Genomic DNA, 12,068 nt, shown 5'->3' with positions numbered 1-12,068 from the left:
TACTTGGCCTTTCCGGAGTGCTTCGCTAGCTATGATCGATTACCCCTGCGGACCTCGCATGTTGCCCTTCAAGCCCGGCATCCAGCCAGATAGCTCCATCCGCGCCTTCATCGAGCAGGGCGCGATCAGGCTTGCCCGGCCGCCGGCGGAAGGGCAGATTCAACCCGCGAGCCTCGATCTGCGGCTGGGCGATCGTGCCTATCGTGTCCGTGCCAGCTTCCTACCCGGCCCCGAGCGCACGGTGCGCAGCCGGATCGAGGATCTCTCGCTGCATGAGATCGATCTGACGCGCGGCGCGGTACTGGAAACGGACTGCGTCTATATCGCCGAGCTGATGGAAGGTCTGAAGCTGCCCAAGGGCCTGCGCGCCGCCGCCAATCCGAAGAGCTCGACCGGCCGTCTCGACGTCTTCACCCGCGTCATCACCGACCGGGCTCGTGAATTCGATCTGGTCGAGGACGGCTATGAGGGGCCGCTCTTCATCGAGATCTCGCCGCGCACCTTCCCGGTGCTGGTACGTTCCGGCTCGCGGCTCTCGCAGATCCGCTTCCGCTCCGGTGAGACCCGGCTCGGTGACCGTGCACTCGAAGGGGTTCATGCCCGCGAGACGCTAGTCACGGCCGCCGAACCCTCCTTCCAAGGCGGCGTCGCCGTCAGCGTCGACCTCTCGGGTTTCGACGGGTTGCTCGGCTATCGCGGCAAGCATCATACCGCGCTGATCGATGTCGATCGCGTCGGCGCCTATCGCGCCGCCGATTTCTGGGAGCCGATCGCCGCCGACGGCTCGCGCAGCATGATCCTCGACCCCGGCCAGTTCTACATCCTGGCCTCCAAGGAGGCTGTGCACGTCCCGCCGGACTATGCCGCGGAGATGACGCCTTTCGATGCGCTCGTCGGCGAATTCCGGGTGCACTATGCCGGCTTCTTCGACCCCGGCTTCGGCCACAGCGCTGCCGGTGGCCAAGGCGCGCGCGCCGTGCTCGAGGTTCGCTCCCGCGACGTGCCCTTCATCATCGAGGACGGCCAGATCGTCGGGCGGCTCGTCTACGAGACCATGGCGGCACGGCCGGAGGCGCTCTACGGCGCCGGGCTGAAATCGAACTATCAGGGCCAGGCCCTCAAGCTCTCCAAGCATTTCAAGGCCTGACCGGGACTGGGGCGGCGAACGCGCGATGCTTGACACGTCGTCTCAAGGCTGGTCCTTGCCCTGAGCTTCACGGCTGAAGACACTGGCTTGCTCGGAGGCGCGCAAGAATGCCCTCGCGTTTTCTCGTCACCGGCGGTGCCGGCTTCATCGGTTCGGCGGTTGTTCGGAAGCTGATCGGGGAGACCGAGCATCAGGTCTGCGTGGTCGACAAGCTGACCTATGCCGGCAATCTGGCATCGCTGGATCCTGTTGCAGGCAGCAACCGCTACCGCTTCGAGCAGGCGGATATCGGCGACGCCCTGCGGATGAAGGCGATCTTTGCCGATTTCGCTCCCGACGTGGTGATGCATCTGGCGGCCGAGAGCCATGTCGACCGCTCGATCGACGGACCGGCCGCCTTCATCGAGACGAATGTCGTCGGAACTTTCACGCTGCTGCAGGAGGCGCTGCGCCACTACCGGACGCTGCCGGGCGAGGATAAGGCGCGCTTCCGCTTCCACCATATCTCGACCGACGAGGTCTTCGGCTCGCTTGGTGCAGAAGGGTTCTTTCGGGAAGATACCGCCTATCAGCCGAACTCGCCCTATTCGGCCTCGAAGGCGGCGTCGGACCATCTCGTGCGGGCCTGGCACCACACTTACGGCCTGCCGGTGGTGATGACCAATTGCTCGAACAATTACGGGCCCTATCACTTCCCCGAGAAGCTGATCCCGCTGATCATTATCAACGCGCTCGAGGGCAAGCCTCTGCCGGTCTATGGCAACGGGCTCAATGTGCGCGACTGGCTCTATGTCGACGACCATGCCGACGCCCTGCTCACGGTTGCGACCGCCGGCAAGCTCGGCGAGAGCTACAATATCGGCGGCCATAACGAGAAGACCAATATCGAGGTGGTGAAGGCGATCTGCGCCATCCTCGACGAGCTCAGGCCCGATCCGAAGGGTGCGCGCGAGCGCCTGATCTCCTATGTCACCGACCGGCCGGGCCACGACGCGCGCTATGCGATCGATGCCGGCAAGATCGGCCGCGAGCTCGGCTGGACGCCGAAGCAGACTTTCGAGACGGGCTTGCGCCGCACCGTCGAATGGTATCTCGCCAATCCGAAATGGTGGGGCGACATCCGTTCCGGCATCTATCGCGGCGAGCGCCTCGGCGCGGCCTGAAAAGGGAACGGAAGCGATGCTGAGCGTCGAGGAAACGGCGATCCCTGCCGTCAAGGTCATCACGCCGAAGAAGTTCGGCGATCATCGCGGCTTCTTCTCGGAAACCTGGAGCCGGAAAGCCTTCGCCGAGGCTGGGCTCGATCTCGATTTCGTGCAGGACAACCAGTCGCTGTCGGCACCGGTGGGCACGCTGCGCGGGCTGCATTTCCAGTCGCCGCCCTTCGCGCAGGACAAGCTGGTGCGGGTGACGCGCGGCCGTATTCTCGACGTCACGGTCGACATCCGGGCCTCGTCGCCGAGCTTCGGCAGGCATGTCGCAGTCGAGCTCTCGGCCGAGAACTGGAAGCAGATCCTGGTCCCGGTCGGCTTCGCCCACGGCTTCGTCACGCTCGAGCCGGATACCGAGGTGCTCTACAAGGTTACGGCGCCCTATGCGCCCGAGAACGATCACGGGCTCGCCTTCGACGACCCGGCGCTCGGCATCGACTGGGGCGCGCCGCTGGCCTCGCTCACCCTCTCCGACAAGGACCGCAAGCATCCGCGCCTCGCCGAGATGCTGCGTTATTTCGACTGATGACACTCCGCATCGCCGTCACCGGCTGGACCGGCCAGGTCGTCCGCGCCATGCTGGAGCGCGTGCCCGTCGGCGCCGAGGTCATCGCGCTGCGCCGGCCGGACCTCGACCTCGCCATCCCCAGAACGGTCGCGCCGGCCCTGCGCGCAGCCCGGCCTGACGTCATCGTCAACACCGCGGCCTATACGGCCGTGGACCAGGCCGAGAGCGAGCCGGAGCTTGCCATGCGCGTCAACGGCGAAGCGGCTGGCGAGGCGGCCCGGGCCGCCTCGGCTCTCGGCATTCCCGTGATCCAGCTCTCGACCGACTATGTCTTCGACGGCGCGCTCGACCGCCCCTATCGCGAGAACGACCCGACCGGGCCGATCTCGGCCTATGGCGCCAGCAAGCTCGCCGGCGAGCAGGCTGTCGCTGCGGCGACCGACAACCACGCGATCCTGCGCACAGCCTGGATCTACAGCCCCTTCGGCAAGAATTTCGTCAAGACCATGCTGCGCCTGGCCGAGACGCGCGACGAGGTCGGCGTCGTCGCCGATCAGCTGGGCTGCCCGACCAGTGCGCTCGACATTGCCGACGCGATCTTCGCCGTGGCGCGCAATCTCATCGAGCGGCCGGGCGAGGCGTCCCTGCGCGGCATCTTCCATATGGCAGCCCGGGGCGAGGCCGTCTGGGCGGATGTTGCCGAGGCGATCTTCGCCGAACAGGTGCGCCTGGGCGGCAAGCCGGTCGCGGTGAAGCGCATTGCCACAGTCGATTACCCGACGCCGGCGCGCCGGCCGGCGAATTCGCGGCTCGACTCGACGAAACTGGCAGTGACACATGGCGTCGGCCTGCCGGAGTGGCAAGGCTCGCTTCGGACTTGTGTCGAGCGGCTTCTCAAGGATCAGGACTAGACGATGAAGGGCATCATCCTCGCCGGCGGCTCCGGCACGCGGCTGCATCCGATGACTCTGGCGATGTCGAAGCAGCTTCTGCCGGTCTACGACAAGCCGATGATCTATTATCCGCTCTCGACGCTGATGCTCGCCGGCATCCGCGAGGTTCTGATCATCTCGACCCCGCACGATCTGCCGAACTTCAAGCGCCTCCTCGGCGATGGTTCGGACTGGGGCATGAGCCTCAGCTATGCGGAACAGCCCCATCCAGGCGGGCTGGCCCAGGCCTATCTGATCGGGGCCGATTTCGTCGCCGGCGAACCCTCCGTGCTCATCCTCGGCGATAATCTGTTCTATGGTCACTCCCTGCCCGAGATGATGGCGCGGGCGGCGGCGCGGACCAAGGGCGCGACGGTCTTCGCCTATCACGTGCGCGATCCCGAGCGTTACGGCGTCGTCGCGTTCGATGCTTCCGGCAAGGCGATCTCGATCGAGGAAAAGCCTCCCGTACCGAAGTCGAACTGGGCTGTAACGGGCCTCTATTTCTACGACGGCCAGGTCGTCGACATCGCAAGATCCCTGAAGCCCTCGCGGCGTGGCGAGCTGGAGATTACCGACATCAACCGCATCTATCTGGAGCGCGGCGAGCTTTCTGTGGAATCCATGGGCCGCGGCTTCGCCTGGCTCGACACCGGCACCCCCGACAGCATGCTCGAGGCCGGCGAGTTCGTCCGCACGCTGGAAGCACGCCAAGGCCTGCGCATCGCCTGCCCCGAGGAGATCGCCTATCGCCAGGGATGGATTTCAAGCGTCAAGTTAAGAGTTCTCGGCGAGGAAATCGCTAAGAGCGATTACGGCCGCTACATCGTTCAGATCGCTGAAACGGGGGCATAGCTCGGCGGGCCAGGGCAACGGAGCCAGCAGCCGAAACGACGATTTGGGAGCGCCAAAAGCCGGTTCACACCGGTGCCGATTGCGCCGCCGAGAAGAAAAAGACGGCGAGCGCCAGCAGGAAAGCGAAGCTGACGAAGCGAACGGGAGACATGGTGACCTGCGGCGGATGGAACGTTGCGCGGGACGATGCCGGCAAGCTCTGAAATCGCGATCAATTCGACAGGTAAAATTGCGTCGATTTGCATGGTTCCGGCCTTTGAGGCTGATGTTTTGGCTTTCGCCCCCTCCCGGAGGCACCCCGGCAACGCGAGATTTGTTGGCTTCGCCCTCTGTCGGGATCGAAATCGCGTTTCGCGGGTTCATTCCTCGCGCTGCCAACCGGGCGCAAGGAGTAGGACATGATCACGATCAGGCACACCGCCGTTTCCCTCGCGGCCTTCATGATGTTGGCTCCGCCAGCCATGGCGCAGTCGGCGCGCTCGCTCGGGCCTTCCACGGGTTCCGTTCGCATCGAGCAGCTTCAGGCGGGCTTTATCGCCTCGGGCGAGGGAGGCGGCGGAACCTTGCGCTTCCGTGGCCGCTCCTATCCGATCACTGTCGGCGGTCTCGGAATCGGTACGGTCGGCGCCTCCCGGACCGTCGCGACGGGGACGGTCTATGGGCTGCGCAATGTCTCCGACTTCCCCGGCGCTTATGTCCAGTTGAAGGAAGGCTGGGCCGTGGGCAATAAGGGAAGCGGCAATGTCTGGCTGCGCAACGACAAGGGCGTGACCCTGCGGCTCGCGACGCGTCGGGAGGGGCTTCAGCTTTCGTTTGGCGCCGACGGCGTGTTGGTCGCCTTCAAGCAATAGCCTCCATCGCGGGCTGGCACGGGTCGGCGAAGGTCATCTCGCGCATTAGCCACTAGGCTTTTGCGCAGCCTCGGCTATGGTGCGGCCCGCCTTGTCGATGCTGTTGATCCCGTTTGTCGCTCTCTTCGCCGCCGCCTTCCTGGCGGCGTTGCTATGCGTTCGGCTGCGCCCGCTTCTGTTGCGCTATGCGCTGGCTCGGCCGAATGCGCGCTCAAGCCACAAAGTGCCGACGCCGCAGGGCGGGGGCATCGCTGTGCTGATCGGAACCCTCCTGGCCTTGGCCGTGGCGCTCTGGCTCGGCCGGGCGGAAAGCGAAGCGTGGCGGACGGTGCTGATCCTCGGCTCGGCAGTCGTGGCGCTGGCCGTGGTCGGAGCCTGGGACGATATACGGCCTCTGCCGGCCAGCCTCCGTCTGGTGCTGCAGGCCGCCTGCGTCGGCTATGTGCTGTTTGGCGCCGCGCCTGGATTGCGCCTGTTTCCGGAGATCGTGCCGCTGGCGGTCGAACGGGCGCTGGCCCTTCTGGCCGGAGTCTGGTTCGTCAACCTCGTCAATTTCATGGATGGGCTCGACTGGATAACCGTCGCGGGTATCGTGCCGCTTGCCGGGGCTCTCGCGCTGGCGGGAAGCCTGGGCGCGATCGATCCGGTTACCGGTTGGCTGGCCGCCGCGCTCTGTGGCGGGTTGATCGGCTTCGCCCCCTTCAACAAACCGGTAGCGCGGCTGTTTCTCGGAGATGTCGGCTCGCTCCCGATCGGCCTCGTCACGGCCTATCTGCTCTACCGGCTCGCCGGGACCGGCGCCTTTGCCGCGGCGGTGATCCTGCCGCTCTACCACATCGCCGATGCCACCATCACGCTGCTGCGCCGGCTGGCGCGCGGCGAGAAGGTCTGGGAGGCGCATCGCTCGCATTTCTACCAGCAGGCGACGACGAACGGCTTCAGCGTGATTGCTGTGGTCCGCCGCGTCGCGCTCTTGAATGTCGCTCTCGTCGTGTTGGCTGGCATCTCGATCGCCTGGCCGCAGACCGGGGTCCAGCTAGGTTGCCTCGTTGCCGCCGGCCTGCTGACGGGTTTGCTGCTGCGCCGCTTTGCGGCAGGTCCGCGCCATGGCTAGCCCATTGATCCTCGTGACCGGCGCCAGTGGCTTCGTCGGCCCGCATGTCGTTGCAGCTCTGACGCAGGCCGGCTATCGCCTGCGTCTCGCCCAGCGCCGGCCCCATGATGTGCCACCCGGCGTCGAAACCATCCTGACGGGCGACCTGGCGGGGCCGATCGATTGGACGCCGGCGCTCGAAGGCGTCGATCACGTGGTCCATATGGCGGGCTTGGCCCACGCCGGGCCTGGCTTGGACGAAGCGCTCTACGCCCGCATCAACACCGAAGCGACGCTGGAACTGGCACAGGCGGCCGCGGTGGCCGGCGTGCGGCGCTTCGTCTACCTTTCCTCGATCAAGGCATTGTCCGGCGCTTTCGACGGGCCTCCCCTGTCAGAAACAGCGGAGCCTGTGCCCGGCGATGCCTATGGCCGTTCCAAGCTCGCGGCCGAACGAGGGCTCGATCAGCTCTCTCTCGATTGGGTGGCGCTGCGGCCGGTGCTGATCTATGGCCCAGGCGTCAAGGCCAACATGGCGGCATTGCTCAGGCTGGCAAGCCTGCCGCTGCCCCTCCCGCTTGGTGCCCTAAACGCGCCACGCTCCTTGCTCGCCGTCGAGAACATGGCCGATGCCGTCCGTTTCGCGTTGACGCCCGATTGCCCGGCAAGGCAGGCCTATGCGGTCGCCGACCCCGAGCCGATGAGCGTCGCCGACATGCTGGCGGCGTTGCGCTCCGGCCTCGGTCGTTCGCCGGGGCTGATTTCGGTGCCGGAATCGCTTCTCAGGCGGCTGGCGCGTCTCGCCGGGCGCGAGGAAACCTTTCTCAAGCTGGCAGGGAGCCTCGTCGCGCGGCCCGAGCGCCTGCTCAAGGCCGGCTGGCGGCCGCCTGTAGAGACGGGCGCGGCTCTGGCGCGCCTTGCTGCTGCGCCTCGCGCTGGCTGAAATCGGGGATCGCCTCTTCGAGCACTGCATTGGCCGCGCCACGGTCGTCGGCCTTGATCGCCGCTTCAAGCCGGGTCAGCCAGCCTTGCAGGCGGGCGCGGCCGGCGAAGATCGGCTTGGCGGCCATGACGCCGTCAAGCCCCGTTTCGGCCATCGGCTCGTCCCGGGCAAACAGGATTTCGTTCAGGCGTTCGCCGGGCCTGACGCCTGACACGATGATCTCGATATCCTCGCCCGGCTCGAAGCCGGCAAGGCGGATCATCCGCTCGGCCAGATCCATGATCCGCATGGGCTGGCCCATCTTGAGCACATAGACCGCCGCCCGCTCGGCATCCTGCCCGCCGACGGTGGCGTGCGACGCCGCGGTCAGCACGAGGTCGCAGGCCTCGCGGATCGTCATGAAGTAGCGGATCATGTCGGGGCTGGTGACGGTGACGGGGCCGCCGCGCGCGATCTGCGCCTTGAATTTCGGCACTACGGAACCGACCGAGCCGAGCACATTGCCGAAGCGCACGGCCACGAGCCGCATGTCGGAGGCGGCGGCCACAAACTCGGCATCGCGCGACTGCGCATACATCTCGGCAAAGCGCTTGGTCGCGCCGAGCATGGAGACCGGCTCGATCGCCTTGTCGGTCGAGATCATCACGAAGGTCTTCGCCTGCGCCGCAACGGCGGCGTCGGTCACGTTCGCCGAGCCGAAGATGTTGGTCTTGATGCCCTCGCTCCAATCCGCCTCGAGATAGGGGACGTGCTTCAGCGCGGCGGCGTGGATCACGATATCCGGCCGGAAGGCAACGAAGAGGGGGACGATGCGCTCGCGGTCTCGCACATCGGCCAGGACGCCCGAGACAGCCGTGTCCGGGGCCTGGACGGCCAGCTGCTCGGTAATCTGGAACAGGGCGGGCTCGGAGCTCTCGACGATCAGCAGTTCGGCGGCGCCGAAGGCGGCGCAGCGCAGGCAGATCTCCGAGCCGATCGAGCCGCCCCCGCCCGTTACGATCACCCGCTTGTCTTTGAGGAACCCGCCCAGCCGTTCGCGGTCGATAGCGACCGTCGAGCGGACCAGCAGGTCTTCGATTTCCAGCGGTGCAACCTCGGTGTCGCGCGCGCCCTCGCCGAGCGCCTCGATGCGCGAGATCGGCAGGGCGAGTTTACGGGTCCTGGCGAGCCATTTCTCCGGCTGCGCCTCCGGCAACAGCGCCGAGGGCGTGGCGACGATGCGGCGGAAGGCCTCGCCACGTTCGGCGGCCTCGGACGCGATTCCTTCGATGTCGGACAGCAGGCCGAGCACCGGGACGCCGCGGATCGACTGGCCGAGATCGTCGGGGCGGGGCGACAGAATACCGGCAGGGCGTAGTCGCTTCATCGTTCCCGTCTCGATGGCGCGGATCACCATTTCGACTTCGACGCCGCGCCCGAGGATCAGCGTCGGCAGGGTCGCCTCGCGTCCGCTGGAGCGCGAGCGGGCATATTTCAGATAGCGATAGGCAAGGCGCGGTCCGCCCAGTAGCGAATTCTGGACGAGCCAGTAGAGAGCGATGGTGATTTTGCCAAAATAGAAATTGCCATAGAAGTTGGGCGCGACGAGCACATAGTCGACAGCCAGCAGCGAGACGGTGAGAACCGAGACGGCCTTGACGATATTCGATAGGTCCGGCAGCGAGGCGAAGCGCCACTTCGAGCGATAGAGCGAGAAGAACCAGTAGACCAGCCCGGCATAAGCCACGAAGAACGGCAGGAATCGCGGCAGATAGCGCAGATGCTCGTCGAGCAGCGCGCCTTCGAAGCGGACGACGAAGACGAGCCAGATCGCCAGCGCCGTCATCACGAGGTCGTGGACGACGACCGCCGTCTTCTTCAGATTCTGTTTGGGCAGGATGGCCATGTCAGGCGGGGTATCCCGCTCCCTCGATGGCTTGTCAACGCGCGATGGGCGCTTGCTCAGTTAGCGGGCGGCCTGGCTTCCAGCGCGCTGAGGACGAAGGCGATCATTTCGTCGGGCGATGGGCCGGGAATACACTCGCATTGCGTGATCAGCAGCGGGTGCATGAAGCGAATCATCGCCGTGCGGATGCAGCCCGTCGCATGGGCAGGCTCAACAGGCCGAAACTCGCCTCGGGAGATGCCGTCGGCCACGACACGGCGCAGGACAACGTCGAAGCGCTCGATATGGGCGATGATCGCATCCCAGCTTTCCTCCATGGCCGCGCAGACCATTTCCTGCATGCGGGCATGCCCGGCGAAGCGGGCGGCGTTAAGCCGGTAGGAGGTCGCGAGGATATCGCGAAGCCGGTCGGCCGCAGGCCGATCCTCGGCGGCGATGGTGGCGATCGCTTCTTCCTGCTCGCGCTTGTAGCGCTCCAGCACGGCTTCATTGATCGACTTCTTGGAATCGAAGAAGCGGTAGACATTGGCGGGGCTCATCCGTAGGGACTTCGCGATGTCCGCCACGGTCGTCTTCTGATAGCCGATGTCCCGAAAAAAGCGCTCGGCGGTGTCGACGATGATCTGCTTGGTATCGCGTTCGGAATGACTCACGGCGTCGCCGGCTTGTTTGTATTTCAACGAATGCGGTGAAGAATTGATCCTTATGACGAATTTCGTCATTCGTCAACGTTATGGCAGATAAAGACTTTTGCGTTGACCTGCATCAATTTTGGCTGAAGTGAAATCCTGACAAGCCGCTGCAATGGCCGATGGGCCGCGATCCGCGGGCGCTGCCCTATGCGGTCGGAGATCGCGATTTTGCGATGTCGAGCAGCGCATCGATGTCGAGATGGCGCTCTATATGGCCTGCAAGCGCGTCGAGCGTGCTGTCGACGGTGTCGCCATAGCCCAGCGCCGAAGGCAGTTTGGCCCCTGCGATACGGGCGAGCCAGGCGCTGCGCACTGCATCCGAGGCAAAGATGCCATGCAGATAGCTGCCGGCAACCCGTCCGTCGGCGCTGGCCGCACCCTCGGCCCGATCATCGACCTGGAATGGCGCGCGGGCGGTGTCGCCGCCCACGGTTCGGCCGAGATGGATTTCATAGGCCTCCCCGTTGGTGGCGCTGGCAATGTGGCAGAAGCCGACCTCGCGAACGGTCTTCTCGGCATCAAGGCTGGTTTCGACATCGAGAAGGCCGAGGCCGGTCGCCTCGCCGGCAGGGCCTTCCAGGCGGAGCGGGTCGCGCACCACGCGTCCGAGCATCTGATAGCCGCCGCAGAGGCCGAGGATATGCCCTCCACGTCGGCGATGGGCGAGGATGTCGATGTCCCAGCCCTCCCGTCGCAGTGCCGCAAGGTCCCGCAAGGTCGTCTTGGAGCCCGGCAGGATGACGAGATCGGCATCCCCCGGGAGCGCCTGGCCCGGGCCGATCATCGCGAGGTCGACGCAGTCCTCCAGCTTGAGCGGATCGAGGTCGTCGAAATTGGCGATGCCCGGCAGCACGGGCACCGCGATCTTGATGCGCGCACCGGGCTTGCGTCCTGAACGGATATCGAGGCCGTCTTCCGCAGGCAGGCGCGCCGCATCTGCGAACCAGGGGATGACGCCGAGCGAGGGCCATCCCGTGGCCGCCGCTATGGTGTCCAGGCCGGGGCCGAAAAGCCCCACATCCCCGCGGAAGCGGTTGATCGCGAAAGCGCGGATCATCGCCCGGTCGGCCTGATCCAGCACTGCATGGGTGCCGACGAGGCTGGCGATCACCCCGCCCCGGTCGATATCGCCGACCAGCACCGCAGGAACGCCGGCGGCTCGCGCAAAGCCGAGATTCGCGATGTCGCGCGCGCGCAGATTGGTCTCGGCCGGCGAGCCCGCTCCTTCGACGAGGATCAGATCGGCCTGCTCGCCGAGGCGCTCGAAGCTTTCCAGAACGCGGGGCAGAAAATCGCCGCGCCGAGCGAAATCGCGGGAAGTGAGCCGCCCGGCGACGCGGCCTTGCAGGATGACCTGGCTGCCTTGCTCGCCCTCGGGTTTCAGCAGCACCGGGTTCATGTCGGGATGCGGCGCGATGCGCGCGGCGCGCGCCTGCAGCGCCTGCGCGCGCCCGATCTCGCCCGCTGCCGTGGCGGCGGCATTGTTCGACATGTTCTGCGGCTTGAAGGGGGCTACGGCGAGACCGCGATTCGCAAAGAGCCGGCAAAGGCCGGCGACCACCAGCGACTTTCCGACATTGGAGCCGGTGCCGAGGATCATGATGGCGGGCGTGGACGCGCGGGACATCGCCCTGCTTAGCCCGGTTTCACGGGGTGCGGAAAGCCGCCAGCCGGGGCAATCGTCACGCAAGGAAGGTGTTGAACTTTGGTGCCGTCTGCATCGGGCGTGCCCAGGCGGAATACGCCCCGGAAGGATCACCATGCTGACAAGGTTCGCCGGTCCACTGCGGCACCTTGCTACGCCAAAGGGGCGAAGTCGTAACAGGATCCCGCCGAGGACCGGCTGAGACTCAATAGACACTGACCGATGATGAATGTCAACATTCATCACTCGGCACTTGATGCGGGCGCTCCGGCTCGGCACAAGCATCGGGATGCGCGCCGCCATCCG

At 65.9% G+C, this 12,068-nt stretch carries 12 protein-coding genes; 8 read left to right on the top strand and 4 right to left on the bottom strand.

The features are described 5' to 3' along the window. Positions 1-58 precede the first annotated feature (58 nt). The 5 genes from AC1DE3_RS20115 to rfbA all read left to right on the top strand — a co-directional run bounded on the left by AC1DE3_RS20115 (position 59) and on the right by rfbA (position 4,653). A complete protein-coding gene (locus tag AC1DE3_RS20115) occupies positions 59-1,147 on the top strand; it encodes a 2'-deoxycytidine 5'-triphosphate deaminase (RefSeq protein ID WP_476780176.1) in 1,089 nt (362 codons plus the stop codon). 107 nt (positions 1,148-1,254) lie between these two features. Continuing rightward, positions 1,255-2,310 carry a dTDP-glucose 4,6-dehydratase gene (gene rfbB, locus AC1DE3_RS20110; protein WP_476780175.1) on the top strand — a complete coding sequence of 352 codons (1,056 nt, stop codon included), beginning with the start codon at positions 1,255-1,257 and terminating at the stop codon, positions 2,308-2,310. Between the two features lie 16 nt (positions 2,311-2,326). Then, positions 2,327-2,884 carry a dTDP-4-dehydrorhamnose 3,5-epimerase gene (gene rfbC, locus AC1DE3_RS20105; RefSeq protein ID WP_476780174.1) on the top strand — a complete coding sequence of 186 codons (558 nt, stop codon included), beginning with the start codon at positions 2,327-2,329 and terminating at the stop codon, positions 2,882-2,884. Then, complete coding sequence (rfbD, locus tag AC1DE3_RS20100; RefSeq protein ID WP_476780173.1) at positions 2,884-3,777, top strand: dTDP-4-dehydrorhamnose reductase; 894 nt, start codon at positions 2,884-2,886, stop codon at positions 3,775-3,777. The genes rfbC and rfbD overlap by 1 nt, the downstream gene beginning before the upstream one ends. Positions 3,778-3,780: 3 nt before the next feature. Then, a complete protein-coding gene (gene rfbA, locus AC1DE3_RS20095; RefSeq protein WP_476780172.1) occupies positions 3,781-4,653 on the top strand; it encodes a glucose-1-phosphate thymidylyltransferase RfbA in 873 nt (290 codons plus the stop codon). Here the strand turns inward: rfbA and AC1DE3_RS20090 are convergent. Beyond that, a complete protein-coding gene (locus tag AC1DE3_RS20090) occupies positions 4,629-4,898 on the bottom strand; it encodes a hypothetical protein (protein ID WP_476780171.1) in 270 nt (89 codons plus the stop codon). The two genes, rfbA and AC1DE3_RS20090, sit on opposite strands and share 25 nt — an antisense overlap. A gap of 153 nt (positions 4,899-5,051) precedes the next feature. Between AC1DE3_RS20090 and AC1DE3_RS20085 the strand changes: the two genes are divergently transcribed. From AC1DE3_RS20085 to AC1DE3_RS20075, 3 genes are all read left to right on the top strand, one after another. Then, a complete protein-coding gene (locus tag AC1DE3_RS20085; protein WP_476780170.1) occupies positions 5,052-5,504 on the top strand; it encodes a hypothetical protein in 453 nt (150 codons plus the stop codon). A gap of 97 nt (positions 5,505-5,601) precedes the next feature. After that, entirely contained in the window at positions 5,602-6,618 is a 1,017-nt protein-coding gene (locus AC1DE3_RS20080; protein ID WP_476852698.1) for an MraY family glycosyltransferase, read from the top strand. Continuing rightward, positions 6,611-7,540 (top strand): NAD-dependent epimerase/dehydratase family protein, encoded by a 930-nt coding sequence (locus AC1DE3_RS20075; protein WP_441510038.1) that lies wholly within the window; start codon positions 6,611-6,613, stop codon positions 7,538-7,540. Before AC1DE3_RS20080 ends, AC1DE3_RS20075 begins: the two co-directional genes overlap by 8 nt. Here the strand turns inward: AC1DE3_RS20075 and AC1DE3_RS20070 are convergent. From AC1DE3_RS20070 to AC1DE3_RS20060, 3 genes are all read right to left on the bottom strand, one after another. Beyond that, positions 7,464-9,416 (bottom strand): SDR family NAD(P)-dependent oxidoreductase, encoded by a 1,953-nt coding sequence (locus tag AC1DE3_RS20070; protein ID WP_476780212.1) that lies wholly within the window; start codon positions 9,414-9,416, stop codon positions 7,464-7,466. The two genes, AC1DE3_RS20075 and AC1DE3_RS20070, sit on opposite strands and share 77 nt — an antisense overlap. A 65-nt stretch (positions 9,417-9,481) precedes the next feature. Next, entirely contained in the window at positions 9,482-10,078 is a 597-nt protein-coding gene (locus tag AC1DE3_RS20065; RefSeq protein WP_441510037.1) for a TetR/AcrR family transcriptional regulator, read from the bottom strand. 184 nt (positions 10,079-10,262) lie between these two features. After that, on the bottom strand, positions 10,263-11,744 hold the full coding sequence (locus tag AC1DE3_RS20060; protein WP_476852690.1) for a cobyric acid synthase: 1,482 nt from the start codon (positions 11,742-11,744) through the stop codon (positions 10,263-10,265). Positions 11,745-12,068 lie beyond the last annotated feature (324 nt).

Source organism: Allobosea sp. 10L417, assembly GCF_056395485.1.
This window is presented reverse-complemented; position numbering and strand designations above follow the sequence as displayed.